Genomic DNA, 21,840 nt, shown 5'->3' with positions numbered 1-21,840 from the left:
TAAGGGAGGATTTTACGGATTATGACATTTTTAGCAGTAACTATTTGCCAGGCGATGAACTCGCCTGGCAAGGGGGGTTATTTAAGGATATTAATATTGAGTTTTAATTCAGATGCCCAATCAGCCTTGTACATGTCACGCCCCAGGATATGCGCTGTGCCATGATAAGTTCCAGCCGGAAGAGAAGCGTTATCCTCTGTTTTGTAATCAATTCGGATGAATTTAGTGGAACCCGATCCACAGTGTGCCGCACTGTTTAAGGTATAATTTCCACAGTTCCCCACGGATTTCTTACCGTGAAGTTTTACTCTAAACGAACGCTGCTTGCTGTCGGTTACATCAGCATAAAATACACTATCACCGTCTTCGAACCACACTAATGATGTCGGGCCCTCGTTAGGCGCAGGCAAAATAAAACCAATGTTATTAGCAACAGGATCAACCATGGTTGTTGTGGCATAAGAAGAGGAATAATCGCTGTTAAGTGTCATCTCATGTGTTTGCGCAGGTTGATAAGGTTTTGGCAGCTTCATTGCATTCACCGTATCGCTGGCTTGCGAAGAATAGGTGAGTCCCCAGTGATCATAAAACTCACGCAGATCGTTTTTAGAATACTTACTGGTATTCACAACGAACCAGTCTCTCAGTTCCTGCGGAGAATCCAGTTTAGAGCGGTTTTTAGCGTAGTCATAATCCGCACGGAAGGCTTTGCCTAATTGTGGATAAAGTTCAGGGTAGCTGAAGAGTAACTGGGCGAAGAGCGTCGCCCTTTTAAATTCGGTGCCAGACCCTGGATTATCAAAGTTGTAATGTTCCCCGGAAGCAATAAAGTTCCCCACCGCGTAAGCACTCCAGTCTAAGGCCTTGATATCTTTATTCCCATGACATGGCGTTGCAGGTTTTTCTCCACGGAAAAGAGTGCAATTTGCGACAGAGTAGAGATTCACTGTCACTTCGGTTAATGCTGACCATGACCAACTCTGTTGGTTATGATGACCAAATTCATGCCAGTCTCCCCAGTCGGTATTATCGGCCAGCTTGCTATTGAACCCTATCGCGGTAAAGCCCTGGCCGCCGACGGCATAGCAGCAATCATTATAGGTGGCGACGATTAAACCGCGAGATGGCTGGTTTAATGGGCCCGAACCGTCAAAACCATTAAGCGAGTCATCTTTAACTGTCATTGACAGGTACTGACTCATCGAATGGACCATGTTTGTAGCCGTTGATTTTTTCGCCGTTGCCGTTTTTACATTCATTCTGGAGCGACCGGTGAACATGAATATCTGACCAGACTTTGAATTGCTCTGGCTTAATCTCTCCCAGTCAGCCTGTGTACTTTGTCCCAGAATAAAGAAGAGCTGTTTGACCCCCCCTTCGAGAATTTCAATATTAACTGCCTTATCAACGTTAGGCATTTTAATATTACCGTCTGAGCAACCAATCAGTATTGTGCCGTTTTGTTTTACCTGATAAGTAGTGACTGTGCTCTTTGGCAAACTTTGAGAATCAAGCATATGATCCCCCTGATCGAAGCCGACGCCTGTTGCCACTGTGCACCATACGCCAGAAGGCATATCACCCACCATAAGTTTGACACTTTGTCCTTTGGTGACATATTCACGAGTCAGGAAATAGTTATTCCGGCCATGTGCACCGGTTCTGTCTCTGCCCTGGCTGTGAGTCTCCGTTATGGGAATATTATAAACATTTTCATTTTCGACCGGATAGACCTCGAAATTTCTTTTCAGCCAAAACAAGGGATCATTGACATTATTCGATCTGGCAGTGGTATTTTGCGAGTTTTTATTTAATTCATCTATGCTGGTTCCCAACTCAACTAATGCTTCCCTGAAACCATCGTTGTTAGCATGTTCATTCCACCAGGTTATATTTGGGGAGATAGTGTCATACGTTATCTCGGAGGATATACTTTCATATGTTGTGGCAAATGAATGAGTGGAAAGACTTAGACCAATAGATAAAAACAACGTGGTTCTGTTCGATAATATTCTCATATAAATTAATCTTCCTTGTTAATGTAAAAACCGCAAGGATAATAGCAGATGTTTTTAATGAATATAATTATAGATTCAGGTAATAGAATTGGGGTGAGTTATTAATAAAAGGAATTATTTACGATGGAACAAAAATAATCTCAGCCTGTTAGGCTGAGATTATGAGGATAATTATTTTTTCTGCAAACCGAGTTTTTCTCCAGATAGCGGATGTTAGTTCCACCGTGCTGGAATTTATTCATCCATTCGCATTCCAGAATTTTCTGTCGCATTTTTAATAAATGCGGCAGAGATTATGCGAGTTACTTGGTGATATCGAGGTTGATATTGACGTTTGCTGACCAGTCTTTCTTATACCAGTCACGGGCAATCAGCGCTACTTTGCCTTTATAGTGACCTGGCGGAAGACTCAGATTATTTTGGTCTCTATACGAAATATGCAGGTTCGATGATGTTCCTGACGGGCAAGTTTTCGCTGAGTTATAAGATAGTTGAGGGCAATCGCCATGGGAGTTTGTGGCAAGTAACTTCACGATAAAGCTACGATGCGCACTGTCCACAACGATTGCCTTTACATAACTATCTTCATCATTTTCCCAAACCAGTGACATTGTATTTTCATTGCCGTGATTAGTAACAAAGGCGGTATTAGTGCGATCGCTGTCGCCGTCTATGCTCAACGTTACTTTTGCCGACTCATTACCGCCTGTTTTAGTCAACGTGGCCGCATAACTTGTCGCTGGCTGAAGTGGTGCAGGCAATTGCATTGCAGCGATGGCACTGTCGGCTAAAGTACTAAAGTTTAATCCCCAGCGAGAGAAAAATTCGCGCAGGTCGTAACCGGAAAGACGACTGGTATTAGTCACGAACCAGTCCACTTTTTTCTGTGTACTGTTCAGTGTTGAGCCGTTTGCACCAGCCTGATCGGCTTCACGATAGGCCTGGCCAAGTTCTCCAAACAGGTTAGGCCAGGAGGTCATCAACTGACCAAACATCGTTGCTCTGCGGAAGACGTTGCTTTCACTTGAATAGTGCTGACTTTGGCCGGACTTCAGGAAATTACCCACCGCCTGTTGATCCCAGGTAAAACCTTTCAGGCCACTGTTGCTATGACATTTACTGATATCAACATCACCGAAACTCAGATAACAGTTTTGCAGGGCGTAAAGATCTTCGGTAACTTCTTCCTGGCCACTCCAGCTCCACTCCATTTGGTATTGGTGACCATATTCATGCCACTCCCCCCATAAGCTGTGAGACGGTATCGTATACTTATGATCGCCAATACCGACCTGACCCTGACCATCAGATGACCAAAAACCAGAGTTATAGTTAACGTACTCTAACCCACGGCTTGGCTCATGCAAATACCCCTTGCCACTTTGCAGTCCGTTTAATATGTCATAACGAACCGTCATCGTCAGATTCTCACGCAGAGTCTGGAGGATATTAGTATTGGCGGATTTTTTGAAGTTTTGATTGTTAACAATATAACGTGTTCTGCCATCGAAGAAGGCGGTAAAGCCTGAATTCGCGGCAGCATTAGCAGCTTCTTTCCACTCACTGTTGGTATTTAAGCCAAAGGTAAAGAGATCTCTTTCATAACCGCCGCTTTTTATCGTGATAGATGCCTGCTCATCTTTATGCTCGAGTGCCTTAGTTTGATCGACACAAGCGAACAATACCAACCCACTGGTGGTGGCTTTATAAGTGCTCAAGCCATTGGCTGTCAGGTGTTGTGTTTTTTCCGGGCCGGTTATATCTTCCAGTTTGCTATCTACAGCAATATCGCAGTAAACATGACTTGGGAACGCACCTGACTCAATAGTTAAGGTGTCGCCTGAGTTAACCCATGTATGGGTCGGGAAGAAGCCATTTCGGCCCGCAGAAGTGGTGCGATTGCGGCCATTAGCATGAACTTCCGTCATAGGGATGTTATAGCGTTTGTTCGCTGAGTTGTAATCCTGATAAATACTCAGCGTCCTTTTTAACCAGAACAGCGGATCATTAGAATCTGTAGCGCGCATTCGTATATCTTCAGCATTATTTTGCAGATATTCATATGTCAAACCTAATTCTTTAAGCGCATCATTGAAACCCTGATTGGTGTCATAGGGAGTCCACCAATTTTCTGCAGATGAGAGATTATTTACCGTTGAGAGGGATGATGAATTAAATATATAGGTTGAGTTATCTGACGCAGCGTATGTACTGGCTGATAATACGCTAACGATTAATACAGAGAGCGGGTTTTTCCATTTACTTATCACGAGATATTCCTTTAAATAATAGAGATAAAGCAATTCATCCTATCACCTTTTTAAAAGGGAATATCATTAAATTAATGGCTTAATTATATATTTAAAATTCTTTATTGATAACTATTCGTTTGATCAATTAAATAATGGGAAATGAATTATTGAATGAATTATTGTATGAGTGTTGAAGTGTTATATTAATAATAACAGAGAGGCATTATGTGGGGGATAAGATATCCCCGCTAATATAGTTAAGCGGGGATATTATTAAAAAATATCAGTAAAATTTATTTTTCCTGCAAACCGAGTTTTTTCTCCAGATAGTGGATATTCGTTCCACCGTGCTGGAAGTTCTCGTCGTCCATAATGCGCATTTGCAGATCAATGTTGGTTTTGATGCCGTCGATGATCAGTTCTGCCAGTGCATTTTTCATGCGGGCAATCGCCACTTCACGGGTTTCGCCGTAAGTGATCAGTTTACCAATCATGGAATCGTAGTACGGAGGCACAGTGTAGCCTGCGTAAATGTGCGATTCCCAGCGAACACCGAAGCCGCCAGGTGCGTGGAAGCGAGTGATTTTGCCCGGGCTTGGCAGGAAGGTGTTAGGGTCTTCCGCGTTAATACGGCATTCCACCGCATGGCCTTTGACTTTCACTTCGCTTTGTTTGATCGACAGCGGCTGGCCGGAAGCAATGCGCAACTGCTCTTTGATCAAATCCACACCAGTGATCATCTCGGTAACCGGATGTTCAACCTGGATACGGGTGTTCATTTCGATGAAGAAGAACTCGCCGTTTTCATACAGGAACTCGAAAGTACCTGCGCCACGGTAGCCGATATCCACACAGGCTTTTGAACAACGTTCGCCGATGAAACGACGCAGTTCTTCAGTGATGCCCGGTGCTGGCGCTTCTTCCACGACTTTCTGGTGACGACGCTGCATAGAGCAGTCACGTTCAGCCAGATAAACCGCATTGCCCTGACCATCTGCCAGTACCTGAATTTCCACGTGACGCGGGTTTTCCAGGTATTTTTCCATGTAAACCATGTCGTTGTTGAAAGCCGCTTTGGCTTCCGCACGGGTCATGTTGATGGACTGCTCGAGGTCTTTGTCGCTGCGAACAACACGCATACCGCGACCACCGCCGCCGCCAGAGGCTTTGATGATGACCGGATAGCCGATGCGTTTAGCGAAGGCACGGTTTTGGTCCATGTCGTCGCCCAGCGGGCCGTCAGAGCCAGGTACGCAAGGTACGCCAGCCGCTTTCATCGCGTGGATCGCAGAAACTTTGTCACCCATCAGGCGGATAGTTTCAGCTTTCGGGCCGATGAAGATAAAACCAGAACGCTCAACCTGCTCTGCAAAATCAGCATTCTCGGACAGGAAACCATAGCCTGGGTGAATAGCCACCGCGCCAGTGATTTCTGCCGCAGCGATAATGGCAGGGATGTTCAGATAGCTTTTTACTGAAGGTGCAGGACCGATACAGACGGTTTCGTCCGCCAGCAGCACGTGTTTCAGGTCACGGTCAGCGGTGGAGTGCACAGCAACGGTTTTGATGCCCATTTCTTTACAGGCACGCAAAATACGCAGGGCAATCTCGCCGCGGTTCGCGATAACAATTTTATCTACCATGGTACGCCTCGTTATTCGATGACGACCAGCGGCTCGTCGAACTCAACCGGTTGGCCGCTTTCTACCAGAATTGCTTTAACAACACCGGATTTGTCTGCTTCGATTTGGTTCATCATTTTCATCGCTTCAACGATACACAGGGTATCGCCGGCGTTCACTTTCTGACCCACTTCGATGAAGGCTTTAGCGTCCGGGCTTGGCGTACGGTAGAAGGTACCTACCATCGGTGAGCGAACGATATGACCGCTGATGGCAGCCGGAGCTGCTTCTGCAGGCGCAGCAGCTGGCGCGACCGCAGCAGCCAGACCTGGCTGTTGTTGTACAGGCATAGCGTATGCCTGTTGCATCATAGGATAAGCCTGCGCAGGTGCAGCACGGCTGATACGTACTGATTCTTCGCCTTCAGAAATTTCCAGTTCAGAAATGCCTGATTCTTCAACCAGTTCGATCAGTTTTTTGATTTTACGAATATCCATGGGTGTGATTCCGTACTCTTTTTGCGTAGAAATTAGTGGGTTTTTGACAAGCGATTAACCGCTGCCTGTAATGCAAAGTGGTAGCCATCTGCGCCAAGTCCGCAAATAACGCCCACTGCGATGTCGGAAAGATAGGAATGATGCCGGAACGCTTCACGGGCATGTACATTCGACAGATGGATCTCGATAAACGGAATCGACACCCCCAGTAATGCATCGCGCAGCGCCACGCTGGTATGGGTAAAGGCCGCGGGATTGATCAGAATAAAATCGACGTTTCCGCGTGCCTGATGAATGCGTTCAATCAGGACATGTTCTGCGTTGGATTGCAGATGGCTGAGTGCTACATCAGCAGCAGCAGCCTGAACTTCCAAACCTTTAACAATATCGTTGAGCGTGGTGTGTCCGTACGTTTCAGGCTCACGGGTGCCTAACAAATTCAGGTTAGGACCGTTCAGTAGCAAAATGTCAAACTTATGCGCCATTGTGAGCCTATCTCCGGCAATTAGACAAAGATTGTAGAAAATACCCTGATGTCACCGATTTGTCACCTATTTCGCGGCAAATCAGCCCGTCTCTTCAGCATGAGGTCGGGCATTATAATGATATCGTGGCAATTCGCAGCTAAATACTGGTCTTATCAGCGAAGATAATCAACCCTCGGCCGGTTAAGAGGCGCGCGATTGTCGATATTATGAGGGACAACACACATAAAAGTTCCACGGCTTATCGTAGCCACTGGCGGAATTTTTTATAACGAAATGCCAACAAGATGACGGCAAGTGTTGCATAGATGACCGGTTGCGGTGACAACACTTTTACCGACCAAAGGTAGTGGATCGGCGCAAGTATCGCGATGAGATAAATGAAATTGTGCAACTTCTGCCATGTTGACCCCAGTTTGCGCTGTGCCCACATTGGTGAAGTACAGGCCAGTGCCAGCAGGAGGATCCAGCAGATGATACCCAGCGTCAGATACGGGCGTGATACCAGTTCGCTGCCCAGCAGCCGGAGATTACTGATGCCCAGCTCGAGGAAGGAATAGCTGAGAAGATGCAGCGTTCCCCACGCGAAACACCATAAACCCAGTAAACGGCGGGTGCGGATCAGAAGTGGTTGTTTTCCGTAACGTGCGACAGGCGTGACCAGCAACGTGACCAGTAAAAATTTCAGAGTCATCCTACCGGTAAAATGCTGAATATCTTTGGCGGGATCGGCGCTGAACCAGCCCTGATTAATCGAAAGCACAATCCAGAAAAAAGGCAAAATGGCGCAAAGATAGATGATCACCTTCAGCCAGGTAATATTTGCAGGGCTTAAACGACGCATAGGTGAAACTTCCCCTTCCTTAATAGAACTTACGTAAGTCCATACCGTGATACATCGACGCCACCTGTTCTGCATAGCCGTTGAACAGCAAGGTTGGCTGACGCTGCACGTCGAGCAATCCGCCCGAACCGATAAATCGCTCCGTCGCCTGCGACCAGCGCGGGTGATCAACATCCGGGTTCACATTGGCGTAAAATCCGTATTCATTTGAGGCAATCTGGTTCCAGGTTGTCGGCGGCTCATCCTGGGTAAATTTGATGTTTACGATGGATTTAATCCCCTTAAAGCCGTATTTCCACGGAATGGTCAGGCGGATGGGCGCGCCGTTTTGCGGCGGAAGGGCTTTGCCATAAACGCCGACTGTCATCATTGCCAGCGGGTTCATCGCTTCATCTATACGCAATCCTTCAACGTACGGATAATTGAGCCCGCCGCCGATAAACCGGTCTTTCTGCCCCGGCATATGTTCAGGGTCATATAAGGTAGTAAACGCGACATAACGCGCATTGCTGGTCGGCTCGGCGAGTTTAAGAATTTCACTGAGCTGGAATCCAACCCACGGCACCACCATTGACCAGGCTTCCACGCAGCGCATGCGGTAGATCCGCTGCTCAAGCGGGAAGCGCTTCATAATGTCGTCCATATCCAGCGTCATCGGTTTAGCGACTTCACCTTCTATTTTTAACTTCCACGGCGATGTAACTAGTTGCCCGGCATTGGCTGCCGGATCTGCTTTATCCAGTCCGAACTCATAGAAATTGTTATAGCCGGAAACTTTATCTTCCGGTGTCAGCGGCAGATCATTCTGGTAGGCAGCAGGTTTGGTGAAATCCAGCGGCTTGCCCGCAGGCGCGGGCGGGCGGTCATGGCCTTTAAACCAGGAAAGCAGGTCCGCCCGGGCATTTTGCGGGATGGCCAGCGCCGCCGCACTGATACCCAGCGCCTGGAGTACTTTGCGCCTGTCATGGAAGATGTCTTCGGGGGTGACATCGGCTTCGGTTAGTTTGCGGGGCTTGAACATAGCATTCTCCGGCATTCTCTTTTATATGGTTCATTTTTATGGTTATAGACAGAGCATGGCGTGAAACCGGGGGTTTTGCGAGATGAACTCTCTAAATACCCGACTTAAAAAAAACGCCTTTGGCTGATTTTTAGCCATTTGCATAAGAATTCTGAATTGATTGTATTTTGCATTGCTATGATATCAATGTAAGCAAAGGGCACATTTCGGCCTGATAATGGATTGAAAGCGTGCCCGATGCGGCAGAAATAACGAAATATTCGATTAATCCTTTTTCGTAAATTTCTCCAGTCCCTCCCTTTTTCTGTTTTATAGTAGCGGCGTTTTTACGCAGCAGGCTCAGACAACGGGTTTGTGTTCACCTAACCGTAGCGAGTAAGGCACAGGGATGCGATTTACTACCAGACTATCGGCACTGATTTCGATGTTAGTCGCGCTGGCAATGCTGTTGATGTTGCTGGGCGTCACTTTCAGTTTTCTCTATCTCAATAAACAAAGTACAGAGCAACATCTTCAGGCGCTGGCGACGACCTATGATCAGGCGCTTCTGACGCATACCCCTGCGGAAGCCGAACGCTGGATGCCCCAGGCGATGCGCATGCTTGATGTCACTGATGTTGAACTCAAACTCAATGACACTACCGTTTATCAGTATCATGAAAATCCCAATTTGCACCGCTCATGGGACAGCGTAATCCCTGAATTCGAGACGGCAATTTTCCCGCTTATGCAGAACCATGCGATGTCTCTGCAGATGTCCTATATCGATCCTATCAGCACTTATATCCGCTCCCTGCGTTCTACGTTTGCGATTGGTCTCGCCATTCTGGTGATGCTGGGCATGCTGATGCTCAGTTTCCGCTGGTTGCGTCAGGAAACCGATGGCGTGGAAAAACTGGAAGACCGCGCCGTGCGGATATTACGCGGAGAACGCGAGGGACTGACCGGTGATGTTGGCGAATGGCCCCATTCTGCCAGCAGTGCTATCGATGTTTTGCTGACCGACCTCAACGAGGCCCGTGAACAGCGTAGTCGCGTGGACACGCTGATACGCGCGTATGCCCAGCAGGACGCACAAACCGGGCTGAGTAACCGCCTGTTCTTTGATAACCAGCTCGCCACGCAGCTGGAAGAAAAGGGCGCGCATGGCGTGGTGATGCTGCTGCGTTTACCTGATTTCGATATGATGCGCGAGACCCACGGTCAGGCGGTGGTGGAAGAATTACGCTCGGCGATGGTGAATTTATTATCGACGTTTGTCATGCGCCACGTGGATGCTTTACTGGCACGCTATTTCCACAGTGACTTTGCCGTGTTGCTGCCGCATCGCACCCTGAAAGAAGCGGAAGTGATGGCGGCTCAGCTGGTTAATGCGCTGGGCGTGTTGCCAACATCTTCGCTGATCGACCGCGACGCTCTGATGTACATCGGCATCAGCGCGTATCGTTTCGGTCAGACGCCGGATCAGGTCATGGATATGGTCGAGCAGGCCACCCGGCACGCGGCCTTCCAGGGAAGTAACAGCTGGTTTATCTACGATAAAAATGTGCCGGAAAAAGGCCGGGGAAGTGTGCGCTGGCGGACTTTGCTGGAAAACACTCTGGCGCGCGGCGGCCCGCGTTTATACCAGAAACCGTCATTCTCAAAAGGCGGTAAGCTTGACCACCGGGAAGTGCAGCGTCGCGTCTTTGACGGCGAACAGGAACTGCTTGCGGCAGAATTTATGCCTCTGGTGGTACAGTTTGGCCTGTCTCAGAGCTTTGACCGGGTCATGTTAAGTCAGATTATTCCGTTACTTAACCGCTGGCCGGATGAAACGTTGGCATTTCACCTGACGGTTGATTCATTATTGCAGCGCTCGTTTGTTCGCTGGTTGCGCGATACGTTGCTTCAGTGCGAAAGAACCCAACGAAATCGAATTTTGATTGAACTTGCAGAGGCAGATCTCTGTCAACATACCGACCGGCTGCGTCCGGCTATCAGGCTCTTGCAAGGTTTAGGCTGTCGTCTGGCCGTTACGCAGGCAGGTTTGTCGGTAGTCAGCACCTCTTATCTGAAAACTTTCCCGGTGGAGAGAGTCAAGCTTCACCCGGGGTTAGTGCGCGATATTGATAAAAGGGTGGAAAATCAGCTTTTTGTGCAAAGTTTGATCAGTGCGTGTGAAGGAACTCAGGCCCTGGTTTTTGCCTCCGGAGTGAGGACAAAAGAGGAGTGGGCCGTCCTGCTGAAAAGCGGGATCCACGGCGGTCAGGGCGATTTATTTGCTGTGCCGGAGCCTGTTGAACCGGTCGGTAAAAAATATTCACATAACCGCGATGTTTAAGTGACCGTTATGGGATTATTTAACGTAGAATGAGCCAGCTTTTGACCGACTCCCTTGCCTGGCCTCCGGTGCTAATTATCAGGCCGCAGATAAGCGGAAAATTTCGGTAAAAGTGTAAGAATTTATGTGCGGTGTTGCTACTTCGCCTAGGTGCCTGCCCGAGGTAAACCGAGCCTGCGATTCAGAATTATTTCGCAGTGCCATCAGCCTCAAAAAGTAACAACAAGTGAATGGCGACATCGCTGACAATTTTCACGGAAGCAGGACGTTTTTGCGCCTTGTCGCTGCTTCGCGTGGTTGGTAAAGTAGGCGGATTTTATTTTCCGCCCCCAGCTTGCAGGATTATCCTTTCGTTATGTTTAAGAAATTTCGTGGCATGTTTTCCAACGACTTGTCCATCGACCTGGGTACCGCCAATACCCTTATCTATGTAAAAGGACAAGGCATCGTGCTGAATGAGCCATCTGTAGTGGCTATTCGTCAGGATCGTGCTGGTTCACCTAAAAGCGTTGCTGCTGTTGGTCACGACGCTAAACAGATGCTGGGCCGTACTCCCGGTAATATCGCAGCCATTCGTCCTATGAAAGACGGCGTTATCGCTGACTTCTTCGTGACTGAGAAAATGCTGCAACACTTCATTAAGCAAGTTCACAGCAACAGCTTCATGCGCCCGAGTCCGCGCGTGCTGGTCTGTGTGCCAGTCGGTGCAACGCAAGTTGAACGCCGTGCTATCCGTGAATCTGCACAAGGTGCAGGCGCGCGTGAAGTGTTCCTGATTGAAGAACCGATGGCTGCGGCAATCGGTGCAGGCCTGCCAGTATCTGAAGCGACCGGTTCAATGGTGGTGGATATCGGTGGTGGTACGACTGAAGTTGCGGTGATCTCCCTTAACGGCGTGGTGTATTCCTCTTCTGTCCGTATTGGTGGTGACCGTTTCGACGAAGCTATCATTAACTACGTTCGTCGTAACTACGGTTCACTGATTGGTGAAGCAACGGCCGAGCGTATCAAGCACAGCATCGGTTCTGCTTATCCGGGCGATGAAGTGCACGAAATCGAAGTGCGCGGCCGTAACCTGGCTGAAGGTGTTCCGCGTGGCTTCACGCTGAATTCCAACGAAATCCTGGAAGCCCTGCAGGAACCGCTGACCGGTATCGTCAGCGCGGTGATGGTTGCACTGGAACAGTGTCCGCCAGAACTGGCTTCTGATATTTCTGAGCGCGGCATGGTGCTGACCGGCGGTGGCGCATTACTGCGTAACTTAGATCGTCTGCTGATGGAAGAAACCGGTATTCCGGTTGTCGTCGCAGAAGATCCGCTGACTTGTGTAGCCCGCGGCGGTGGTAAAGCATTAGAAATGATCGACATGCACGGCGGCGACTTATTCAGCGAAGAGTAATCTGAGCGAAGACTTGTGGTTTTGGGCAGGGTTTGTTGTAAACAAGCCTTGTCGTAGTGAACAAAATCAGTCTGCCCGGGAAGGTGGTTGTCCGTCAGGTAAAACCTGCAACGTGAAGTGTGCAGTGTTCAATGTGGATCCGCGCAAACACTGGCTGAGCGATAAACGCTTTGCCGGTGTTTTGTCTATCCCATGAGATTGCCGCCTTTTCTGTCAGGGGAAGTCTTTACTTCGACTGGCTGAAACCTTCTGTTGCCGAGGAACTCGCATATTTTATGAAGCCAATTTTTAGCAGGGGACCTTCCCTGCAACTGCGACTTTTTTTGGCTATTCTCACGGCCATTGTCCTGATTGTTGCCGACAGTAAAATAGGTACGTTTGTTAAAATTCGCACCTATATGGATACTGCCGTCAGTCCCTTCTATTTTTTGTCCAATGCCCCGCGTGAATTCTTAGATCAGGTCTCTTCTACATTTGCCACTCGTGGTCAGATGGAGCTCGAAAACCGCGCTTTGCGTCAGGAACTGTTGCTGAAAAACAGCGATCTGATGCTGCTTGGCCAATACAAACAAGAAAACGCCCGTCTGCGCGAACTGCTGGGATCTCCGTTGCGTCAGGACGAGCACAAGATGGTGACGCAGGTTCTTTCTACCAGCAACGATCCTTACAGTGATCAGGTGGTGATCGACAAAGGCAGCAACAATGGCGTGTATATCGGGCAACCGGTTATCAGCGATAAAGGTGTTGTCGGTCAGGTTGTGGCCGTTGCCGCACTGACCAGCCGCGTATTGCTGATTTGCGATGCGTCACACGCATTACCGATTCAGGTGCTGCGTAACGACATCCGCGTGATTGCTGCCGGTAGCGGATGTGCTGATGACTTACAACTTGAGCATCTGCCAAGCAATACCGACATTCGTGTCGGCGATGTGCTGGTCACGTCAGGTCTTGGCGGCCGTTTCCCTGAAGGTTATCCGGTGGGTGTGGTGTCTTCGGTCAAAGTGGACAACCAGCGTGCTTATACCGTGATTCAGGCGCGTCCGACCGCCGGTCTGCAACGTCTGCGTTATTTGCTGCTGTTGTGGGGTTCCGACCGGAATGGTGAGCACCCGTTGCCACCGGACGAAGTCCATCGCGTTGCCAACGAACGTCTGATGCAGATGATGCCGCAAGTCCTGCCACCTCCGGGTGATATGGGGCCTCCGGCACCGGTTCCGCCACCGGCCACCGGCACGGTTACCGCACCTGTCAGCACGCCTGCTGTTCAGGGAGTGACACGATGAACAGTTACCGGAGCCACGGGCGTTGGATTATTTGGCTATCCTTCTTAATAGCCATGTTGTTGCAGGTAATGCCGTGGCCGGAACAACTTTACATGTTCAGGCCGTCATGGCTGATGCTGATCCTGATTTACTGGGTGATGGCGTTACCGCATCGCGTCAACGTGGGTACCGGTTTTGTTGTCGGTTTCATCATGGATCTGATCCTGGGATCGACGCTGGGTATCCGGGCGCTGGCATTTGCCATCACCGCCTATCTGGTCGCGTTCAAATTCCAGTTATTCCGTAATCTGGCGCTCTGGCAACAGGCGCTGATTGTCATGGTGCTTTCACTGGCCGTGGACGTGATGGTGTTCTGGGGTGAATTCCTGGTCGTTAACGTTTCGTTCCGGCCTGAAGTTTTCTGGAGCAGTGTGGTTGACGGGATTCTGTGGCCATGGCTGTTCCTGCTGATGCGTAAAATTCGTCGTCAGTTTGCCGTGCAATGAGGATGTTATGACCGCACTTTATCTGGCCTCCGGGTCACCGCGTCGCCGTGAATTACTGACGTTGCTGGAGTTGCCTTTCGAGCGCCTGTCTACGGACGTGGCAGAAGAACGTCAGCCCGGCGAAGCACCGCAAGATTATGTTCTGCGGCTGGCGAGAGACAAGGCGCAGGCCGGTGTGGCGGTAGCAGCAGAAGATTTGCCGGTGCTGGGTGCAGATACGATTGTGGTACTTGACGGTAAAGTGTTGGAAAAGCCACGTGACGAAGCGCAAGCCGCTGTTATGCTTAATGCATTGTCTGGCAGGCAGCATCAGGTGATGACCGCGATTGCGTTTGCCGACCGGCGGGATTGTCTCAATACGTTGGTTGTGACAGATGTCACTTTCCGTTCACTATCCTCCGACGACATTGCACACTATATTCTGAGCGGTGAGCCCATGGATAAAGCGGGCGCTTATGGTATTCAGGGAAAGGGCGGTTGTTTCGTCCGTGAAATTCGCGGCAGTTACTATGCAGTTGTGGGTCTTCCTTTAGTGGAAACTCAGGAACTGCTAAATGAATTTTCTGCCTTACGCGAGCTTAGGAGAAAACATGACAGCTGAATTACTGGTCAATGTCACCCCGTCTGAAACCCGCGTGGCCTACATTGACGGTGGCATTCTGCAGGAAATCCATATTGAGCGTGAGACCAAACGCGGGATTGCCGGCAACATTTATAAAGGACGTATCAGCCGGGTTCTGCCGGGTATGCAGGCAGCATTCGTGGATATCGGCCTTGAAAAAGCAGCGTTCTTACATGCTTCGGACATCATGCCTCACACCGAATGTGTGGCGCGTGACGAGCAGAAAAATTTCCATGTGCGTGATATCGCAGAGCTGGTGCATCAGGGCCAGGATCTGATGGTTCAGGTGGTGAAAGACCCGCTGGGTACCAAAGGCGCGCGCCTGACGACTGACATTACCTTGCCTTCCCGCTATCTGGTGTTCATGCCCGGCGCTTCTCACGTTGGGGTTTCCCAGCGTATTGAAAGCGAAGCGGAACGCGACCGTCTGAAACGTATCGTCTCCGAATATTGCGACGAGCACGGTGGCTACATTATTCGTACCGCCGCCGAAGGCGTGGGCGAAGAAGAGCTCAAGCAGGATGCCGCCTACTTAAAACGCTTGTGGACCAAGGTGATGGAGCGCAAACGTCGCAACAAAACCAAGTGCAAGTTGTATGGCGAACTGGCGCTGGCGCATCGCGTTTTACGTGATTTTGCCGGTGAAGCGCTGGACCGTATCCGCGTTGACTCCCGTCTGACGTACGAATTGCTGGTGGAATTCACCAGTGAATACATGCCTGAAATGACCAGCAAGCTGGAGCATTACAGCGGCAAGCAGCCTATTTTCGATTTGTTCGATGTTGAGAATGAAATCCAGCGTGCGCTGGAGCGCAAGGTGGAACTCAAATCCGGCGGCTACCTGATTATCGATCAGACCGAAGCCATGACCACCGTGGATATCAATACCGGTGCGTTTGTCGGCCATCGCAATCTCGAAGACACTATCTTTAACACCAACACCGAAGCGACACAGGCTATTGCCCGTCAGCTGCGTCTGCGTAATCTCGGCGGCATTATCATCATCGACTTCATTGATATGTCGAATGAAGATCATCGCCGTCGCGTGTTGCACAGTCTGGAACAGGCATTGTCGAAAGACCGCGTGAAGACCGGCATTCACGGTTTCTCTGCGCTCGGTCTGGTGGAAATGACCCGTAAACGCACGCGTGAAAGCGTCGAACATGTGCTGTGCAGCGATTGTCCGACGTGTCACGCACGCGGTACGGTAAAAACCGTTGAAACCGTCTGCTATGAAATTCTGCGTGAAATCGTGCGTGTGCATCATGCCTACGATTCCGACCGGTTCCTGGTCTACGCATCTGCTGCGGTGGGAGAAGCCCTCAAGGGAGAAGAATCCCATGCGCTGGCCGAAGTGGAAATTTTCGTCGGCAAGCAGGTTAAGGTGCAGATTGAGCCGCTCTACAGTCAGGAACAGTTCGACGTCGTCATGATGTGATGTGCTGATGACTGGCTTGAAGCATCTGGTTGTTCAAGGTTTCCATTGCCGTCTGTGCGGGTGAAAACCAGCATGGAATGGAAAACAAGGAGAGAGGTTTGAGGCGACTGCCCGGTATTTTATTAACCACCAGCGCAACCCTTGTCGTGATAGTGGCTTTGGTGATCAGCGGCTTGCGTCTGGCATTGCCGCAGCTTAGCCGTTTTCAGGATCAACTGGTCGGGAAAGTAGAGGCGGTCACCGGCGTACCGATTGAACTGTCGCAAGTCAGCGCCAGCTGGAAAACCTTTGGCCCGATCATGGAAGTCCGTGGTCTTCAGGTCACATTACCGGAGGCCAAATGGCGGGTTCAGCGCATCACTATGGCGCTGGACGTCTGGCAATCACTCCTGCATTTTCGCTGGCAGTTCCGTGACCTCACCTTCTATAACCTGCAACTGGATTTAAACACTCCGCTCGGTGGCGAGGCCAATAAAGGCAACGGCATCAAGCCCGGCCGTGTCAGCGATATTTTTCTGCGTCAGGTTGACCATTTTGACCTGCGCAACAGCCGTATTACGTTCCCTACGCCTTCCGGTTCGCGTGCCGAATTCGATATTCCCCAGCTCACCTGGCTGAACAGCCGTAACCGCCACCGCGCCGAAGGGCAGCTCAGCCTTTCGAGCTTTAACGGTCAGCACGGCGTTGTACAGCTGCGTATGGATCTTAACGACTCAAACGGTTTGCTCAATAACGGCAAGATTTATATGCAAGCCGATGATATTGATATGAAACCGTGGTTCAGCCGGTGGCTGCGCAATAACACCGGTCTGGAAAGCGCAAACTTTAGCCTGGCGGCATGGCTGACAGTCCACAATGGCGATATTTATGCCGGTGATGCGCTGCTGAAAACGGGGTCCGCCACCTGGAAAACCGGTGACGATGAGCACCGCCTCGATGTTGATAATCTCACCTTACACGGCAGCCGTCAGGGAAATGGCTGGCAGGTTGGAACACAGCAACTGAACCTGAAAACGGATGGCGTCGCGTGGCCAAAAGGTCGCCTTGAAGCGCTTTATCTTCCCGAAAATAATGATTTCCTCGGCCCCTCGCAGGGCGAAGAATTACGTATCCGCGGCGCAAATCTGCAACTCGAACGCTTAGGACCGGTGATCCCAACCTTCTCATTCCTGACTCCCGCCATACTGGAGCGTTGGCAGGATTTAAAACCTGCCGGTAACGTCGACAGGCTCGCGCTGGATATCCCGATCAAGCAGCCGGATCACACCCGTTTTGATGCCAGCTGGCACGATGTCAGCTGGCAGCGCTGGGAACTGCTGCCGGGCATCAATCATTTCAGCGGCAGCCTCAAAGGCAGCGTGGCAGGCGGTCAGCTGGCGGTTAATCTCAAAGACAGTGTCTTAGCTTATGGCGAAATGTTCCGTGCGCCGCTGGAGATAGGCGCAGCAACCGGAACCTTTAACTGGACTAACACGAAAGACGGCTGGGCGCTGTCGGGCAAAGATGTGGACGTCCAGGCTAACGCGTTGTGGGCGAAAGGTGATTTCCGTTACGACCAGCCTGTTAAAGGCGAGCCGTGGCTGAATATTCTGGCGGGTATCCGCTTATATGATGCCGGACAAGCGTGGCGTTATTTCCCTGAGCCGCTGATGGGTAAACATCTGGTGGATTATCTGAGCGGCGCCATTCAGGCCGGACAAGTCGATAACGCAACGCTGACGTTCAACGGCAATCCTCATGATTTCCCGTTCAAAAAGAACGAAGGGCAGTTTGAAGTCTGGGTACCACTGCGCCACTCAACCTTTGAATTCCAGCCCGGCTGGCCAGCGCTGACCAATCTGGATATTGACCTCGACTTCCTCAACGACGGTCTGTTCATGAAAGCCGCGAATACCAAACTAGGCAATGTTGATGGCAATAATGTGGTCGCCAATATTCCTGATTACCTGAAAGAAAAGCTGTTTATCGATGCCGACCTGCGCGGTCAGGGTAAAGATATTGGCGACTATTTTATGGATACACCGCTGCATGATTCGCTGGGCTCGGCGCTACAGGAATTGCAGATTGGCGGCGAAGTGAATGGTCGCTTACATCTTGATATTCCGCTGGATGGCGAGATGGTTCGCGCTTCAGGCGGGGTGACACTAAAAGACAACAGTCTGTTGATTAAACCGCTGGACAGCACAATCAGCCATCTCAGCGGTCAGTTCAGCTATGACAACGGCAACCTGCAAAGTAACCGTCTTACCGGTGAATGGTTTGGCCAGCCGGTAAACGTGATGTTCAGCACGCAGGAGCTGGCGGATGACTTTAAGGTGCAAGTCGGTCTGGATGCTAACTGGCAGCTGGCAAAAATTCCTGGTTTGCCGGCAGCCGTAGCCAGCAAAATTTCTGGTGGTACCCCGTGGAAATGCGATGTGAATATCACGCTGCCGCACAAAGGTACGCCAACCTATACCGTCGATGTGAACGCCGACCTGAAAGATGTGAGCAGTCACTTACCTGATCCGCTGAGCAAAAAGGCCGGGCATGCGATGCCGCTGGTGGTCAATGTGAAAGGGGATTTGCACAGCTTTAATCTGGAAGGCGTACTGGCCGGAAAAGACCGATTCAACAGCCGCTGGTTGCTGGGCAAACAACTGAAACTGGATCGCGCATCCTGGCAGGCTAACGCGAAGAAAACGCCGCCATTGCCAGCAGACAGCAGCCTGACGCTGAATCTGCCGCCGCTGGATGGTGAAAACTGGCTGGGCCTGCTCTCGCCGGATAAAGCGACGCAGAGCACCAGGGGCGCCAAGGGTGCCAGCAGCAAACTTAGCGGGTTCAGCTTCCCGCATCTGATAACCCTGACTACGCCTGCACTGACACTGGGCGGACAGGTATGGAATGACCTGGCCCTGACTTCGGTGCAGGGGCGTCAGGGAATGGAAATCATCGCCAAAGGCAAAGAAATTGACGGTCAGCTGAATATGAATGACAACGGCCCCTGGCTGGCGAACCTGAAATATGTCTATTTCAATCCGCAATGGACCGTGGACGATGTCACCAGCAGCGGTCAGCCGGGCGGAAATCCGTTTGCGACCAGTAAGATTTCCTTTGCTAACTGGCCTGCGTTACAACTGCGTTGCGAGGCCTGCTGGTTCCTCGGACAGAACTTCCGCAGAGTGAATGCCGATCTCACCCCGCAGGGCGATCAACTGATGCTGCGCAACGGCCTGATCGACACCGGCGTAGCGCGGCTGAACGTTCAGGGCGACTGGAAGCAGAACGCACAGGGCGAAAATACCGGTCTGAAAGGCAAACTGACGGGTAAAAATATTGAACAGGCGATGTCATTCTTTGGTGTGACCACGCCACTGAAAGGCGCGCCGTTCGACATTAACTTCGACCTGCACTGGAAATCGGTGCCGTGGAAACCGGATATCAGCACGCTTAACGGCACGCTGAAAAACACGCTGGGCAAAGGCGAAATCGCTGATGTCGGCACCGGCCGGGCCGGGCAATTACTGCGTCTGGTCAGTTTCGACGCCTTGCTGCGTAAACTGCGTCTCGATTTCAGTGATACCTTCGGTCAGGGATTCTATTTTGATTCCATCAAATCCACGGCCTGGATTAAAGACGGCGTATTGCATACCGATGATCTGCTGGTTGACGGTCTTGAAGCGGATATTGCCATTACCGGTCAGGTGAATTTTGTTAATCAGCGCCTCGATCTGGAAGCGGTTATTGCGCCGGAAATCTCAGCGACCGTCGGCGTGGCTACCGCTTTCGTCATCAACCCGGTGGTGGGCGTGGCGGTATTTGCTGCCAGTAAAGTGCTGGCGCCGCTGTGGAATAAAATTTCGCTGATTCGCTATCAGATTAGCGGCACTATCGCAGATCCACACATCAACGAAATTCTGCGCAAACCGGTTGAACATCCAAAAGCCGCTGCCGCTCAGTAACGTCACCGGCGAAGGTGGCAGGAAACCTCGTTCGGGCTGTGTTAGGCTGTTAATAACCTTGTAACAATGGATTGTCCGGCGGGTTGACGTTTATATAACGCTCAGCCCGCCGGATTTTCGTCTAAAAAGAGAGTGAACATCTATGAGTCTGGCCTTAGTCAGTGAGCAGTTACTAACTGCTAATAATCTGAGTCATCAGGATCTGTTTTCCGTTTTGGGCCAGTTGTCAGAACGTCGTCTCGATTATGCCGATCTCTTTTTCCAGTCCAGTTTCCATGAAGCCTGGGTTATCGAAGACAGCATCATCAAAGATGGTTCTTACAATATCGATCAGGGCGTCGGCGTCCGTGCGGTAAGCGGTGAAAAAACCGGTTTCGCCTATGCTGACCAGATTACCCTGAATGCCCTGAATCTCAGCGCCACCGCGGCCCGCAGCATTGTTCGCGAGCAGGGCAATGGCAAAGCCCATACGCTGGGCGAAATTGCGTACAAATCTCTTTATTCTCCGCTGGATCCGCTGCAAAGCCTGCCGCGTGAAGCGAAAATCGACCTGCTGCACCGCGTAGACAAAATTGCCCGTGCGGCAGATAAGCGCGTGCAGGAAGTCAGTGCCAGCATTACCGGCGTGTACGAAACCGTGCTGGTTGCGGCGACGGATGGCACGCTGGCGGCGGATATCCGTCCGCTGGTGCGTTTGTCTGTCAGCGTTCTGGTCGAACAGGACGGACGCCGTGAGCGCGGCTCAAGCGGCGGCGGCGGCCGTGTCGGTTATGACTACTTCCTGGAAACGGTGAACGGCGAAGTCCGTGCCGAAGCTTTTGCCCGTGACGCCGTGCGTATGGCGCTGCTGAACCTGACCGCAGTGGCCGCTCCGGCTGGCGGCATGCCGGTAGTGCTCGGCGCAGGCTGGCCTGGCGTGCTGTTGCACGAAGCGGTAGGTCACGGTCTGGAAGGCGATTTCAACCGTCGCGGCACCTCAGTATTTAGCGGTCAGATGGGCAAACTGGTGGCGTCTGAACTCTGTACCGTTGTCGATGACGGCACCATGCCGGATCTGCGCGGTTCACTGGCGATTGACGATGAAGGTGTGCCGGGGCAGTACAACGTACTGATCGAAAACGGTGTGCTTAAAGGTTACATGCAGGACAAACTCAATGCGCGCCTGATGGGTGTTGCACCGACCGGTAACGGCCGCCGTGAGTCTTATGCGCATTTGCCGATGCCACGTATGACCAACACCTACATGCTGGCCGGGAAATCGACACCGGAAGATATCATCAGCAGCGTGGAATTTGGTCTTTATGCGCCAAACTTCGGCGGCGGTCAGGTGGATATCACGTCGGGTAAATTTGTGTTCTCGACTTCAGAAGCCTATCTGATCGAAAAAGGCCGCATCACCAAACCGGTGAAAGGCGCGACGCTGATTGGCTCCGGGATTGAAGCCATGCAGCAGATTTCTATGGTCGGTAACGATCTGGCGCTCGATAAAGGCGTTGGTGTATGCGGTAAAGAAGGTCAGAGTTTGCCGGTCGGGGTCGGTCAGCCAACCCTGAAACTGGATAATCTGACGGTGGGTGGTACTGCTTAAATTTTTTCCTGCCCTTGTA

The 21,840-nt window shown here is 50.8% G+C and carries 15 protein-coding genes; 8 read left to right on the top strand and 7 right to left on the bottom strand.

All coding sequences use genetic code 11. The features are described from left to right. Positions 1-77: 77 nt before the first annotated feature. The 7 genes from J1778_RS21305 to msrP all read right to left on the bottom strand — a co-directional run bounded on the left by J1778_RS21305 (position 78) and on the right by msrP (position 8,739). Entirely contained in the window at positions 78-2,018 is a 1,941-nt protein-coding gene (locus tag J1778_RS21305; RefSeq protein WP_217174853.1) for a M60 family metallopeptidase, read from the bottom strand. A gap of 302 nt (positions 2,019-2,320) precedes the next feature. Then, positions 2,321-4,288 carry a M60 family metallopeptidase gene (locus J1778_RS21300; RefSeq protein WP_217174852.1) on the bottom strand — a complete coding sequence of 656 codons (1,968 nt, stop codon included), beginning with the start codon at positions 4,286-4,288 and terminating at the stop codon, positions 2,321-2,323. Positions 4,289-4,563: 275 nt separating this feature from the next. Further along, complete coding sequence (gene accC, locus J1778_RS21295; protein WP_112290409.1) at positions 4,564-5,913, bottom strand: acetyl-CoA carboxylase biotin carboxylase subunit; 1,350 nt, start codon at positions 5,911-5,913, stop codon at positions 4,564-4,566. Positions 5,914-5,924: 11 nt separating this feature from the next. Further along, a complete protein-coding gene (gene accB / locus J1778_RS21290; protein ID WP_013577296.1) occupies positions 5,925-6,389 on the bottom strand; it encodes an acetyl-CoA carboxylase biotin carboxyl carrier protein in 465 nt (154 codons plus the stop codon). 32 nt (positions 6,390-6,421) lie between these two features. Continuing rightward, positions 6,422-6,874, bottom strand: a complete 453-nt coding sequence (aroQ, locus tag J1778_RS21285) for a type II 3-dehydroquinate dehydratase (protein ID WP_013577295.1) — start codon at positions 6,872-6,874, stop codon at positions 6,422-6,424. 241 nt (positions 6,875-7,115) lie between these two features. Continuing rightward, the gene (gene msrQ / locus J1778_RS21280; RefSeq protein WP_217174851.1) at positions 7,116-7,718 is read right to left on the bottom strand and encodes a protein-methionine-sulfoxide reductase heme-binding subunit MsrQ; all 603 of its coding nucleotides are present in this window, start codon (positions 7,716-7,718) and stop codon (positions 7,116-7,118) included. Between the two features lie 19 nt (positions 7,719-7,737). Continuing rightward, entirely contained in the window at positions 7,738-8,739 is a 1,002-nt protein-coding gene (gene msrP, locus J1778_RS21275) for a protein-methionine-sulfoxide reductase catalytic subunit MsrP (RefSeq protein ID WP_217174850.1), read from the bottom strand. 388 nt (positions 8,740-9,127) lie between these two features. Here msrP and csrD point away from each other — a divergent pair, with 388 nt between their 5' ends. The 8 genes from csrD (at position 9,128) to tldD (ending at position 21,821) form a co-directional block, all read left to right on the top strand. Continuing rightward, positions 9,128-11,062 (top strand): RNase E specificity factor CsrD, encoded by a 1,935-nt coding sequence (csrD, locus tag J1778_RS21270; RefSeq protein WP_217174849.1) that lies wholly within the window; start codon positions 9,128-9,130, stop codon positions 11,060-11,062. 355 nt (positions 11,063-11,417) lie between these two features. Beyond that, a complete protein-coding gene (gene mreB / locus J1778_RS21265; protein WP_013577291.1) occupies positions 11,418-12,461 on the top strand; it encodes a rod shape-determining protein MreB in 1,044 nt (347 codons plus the stop codon). Between the two features lie 275 nt (positions 12,462-12,736). Beyond that, positions 12,737-13,744, top strand: coding sequence for a rod shape-determining protein MreC (mreC, locus tag J1778_RS21260; RefSeq protein WP_217174848.1), 1,008 nt, complete (start codon positions 12,737-12,739; stop codon positions 13,742-13,744). Further along, positions 13,741-14,229, top strand: a complete 489-nt coding sequence (gene mreD / locus J1778_RS21255; RefSeq protein WP_217174847.1) for a rod shape-determining protein MreD — start codon at positions 13,741-13,743, stop codon at positions 14,227-14,229. The genes mreC and mreD overlap by 4 nt, the downstream gene beginning before the upstream one ends. Positions 14,230-14,236: 7 nt before the next feature. Next, complete coding sequence (locus J1778_RS21250) at positions 14,237-14,830, top strand: Maf family protein (RefSeq protein ID WP_217174846.1); 594 nt, start codon at positions 14,237-14,239, stop codon at positions 14,828-14,830. After that, positions 14,820-16,289, top strand: coding sequence for a ribonuclease G (gene rng / locus J1778_RS21245; protein WP_013577287.1), 1,470 nt, complete (start codon positions 14,820-14,822; stop codon positions 16,287-16,289). Before J1778_RS21250 ends, rng begins: the two co-directional genes overlap by 11 nt. Positions 16,290-16,387: 98 nt before the next feature. Further along, a complete protein-coding gene (gene yhdP / locus J1778_RS21240) occupies positions 16,388-20,233 on the top strand; it encodes an AsmA2 domain-containing protein YhdP (protein ID WP_217174845.1) in 3,846 nt (1,281 codons plus the stop codon). Between the two features lie 142 nt (positions 20,234-20,375). Beyond that, positions 20,376-21,821 carry a metalloprotease TldD gene (gene tldD, locus J1778_RS21235; RefSeq protein ID WP_217174844.1) on the top strand — a complete coding sequence of 482 codons (1,446 nt, stop codon included), beginning with the start codon at positions 20,376-20,378 and terminating at the stop codon, positions 21,819-21,821. The last annotated feature ends 19 nt before the right edge of the window (positions 21,822-21,840 follow it).

Source organism: Rahnella bonaserana (assembly GCF_019049675.1).
GTDB lineage: Bacteria > Pseudomonadota > Gammaproteobacteria > Enterobacterales > Enterobacteriaceae > Rahnella > Rahnella bonaserana.
The sequence above is the reverse complement of the archived record's forward strand: the minus strand, read 5'-3'. Positions and strand labels throughout refer to the sequence as shown.

Bases quoted from the DNA above. Each gene is read 5' to 3' on its own strand.
- msrP (WP_217174850.1), bottom strand. From the start codon at position 8,739: ATGTTCAAGCCCCGCAAACTAACCGAAGCCGATGTCACCCCCGAAGAC.
- aroQ (WP_013577295.1), bottom strand. From the start codon at position 6,874: ATGGCGCATAAGTTTGACATTTTGCTACTGAACGGTCCTAACCTGAAT.
- accC (WP_112290409.1), bottom strand. From the start codon at position 5,913: ATGGTAGATAAAATTGTTATCGCGAACCGCGGCGAGATTGCCCTGCGT.
- mreD (WP_217174847.1), top strand. From the start codon at position 13,741: ATGAACAGTTACCGGAGCCACGGGCGTTGGATTATTTGGCTATCCTTC.
- mreB (WP_013577291.1), top strand. From the start codon at position 11,418: ATGTTTAAGAAATTTCGTGGCATGTTTTCCAACGACTTGTCCATCGAC.
- mreC (WP_217174848.1), top strand. From the start codon at position 12,737: ATGAAGCCAATTTTTAGCAGGGGACCTTCCCTGCAACTGCGACTTTTT.
- tldD (WP_217174844.1), top strand. From the start codon at position 20,376: ATGAGTCTGGCCTTAGTCAGTGAGCAGTTACTAACTGCTAATAATCTG.
- accB (WP_013577296.1), bottom strand. From the start codon at position 6,389: ATGGATATTCGTAAAATCAAAAAACTGATCGAACTGGTTGAAGAATCA.
- J1778_RS21250 (WP_217174846.1), top strand. From the start codon at position 14,237: ATGACCGCACTTTATCTGGCCTCCGGGTCACCGCGTCGCCGTGAATTA.
- msrQ (WP_217174851.1), bottom strand. From the start codon at position 7,718: ATGCGTCGTTTAAGCCCTGCAAATATTACCTGGCTGAAGGTGATCATC.
- J1778_RS21305 (WP_217174853.1), bottom strand. From the start codon at position 2,018: ATGAGAATATTATCGAACAGAACCACGTTGTTTTTATCTATTGGTCTA.
- csrD (WP_217174849.1), top strand. From the start codon at position 9,128: ATGCGATTTACTACCAGACTATCGGCACTGATTTCGATGTTAGTCGCG.
- rng (WP_013577287.1), top strand. From the start codon at position 14,820: ATGACAGCTGAATTACTGGTCAATGTCACCCCGTCTGAAACCCGCGTG.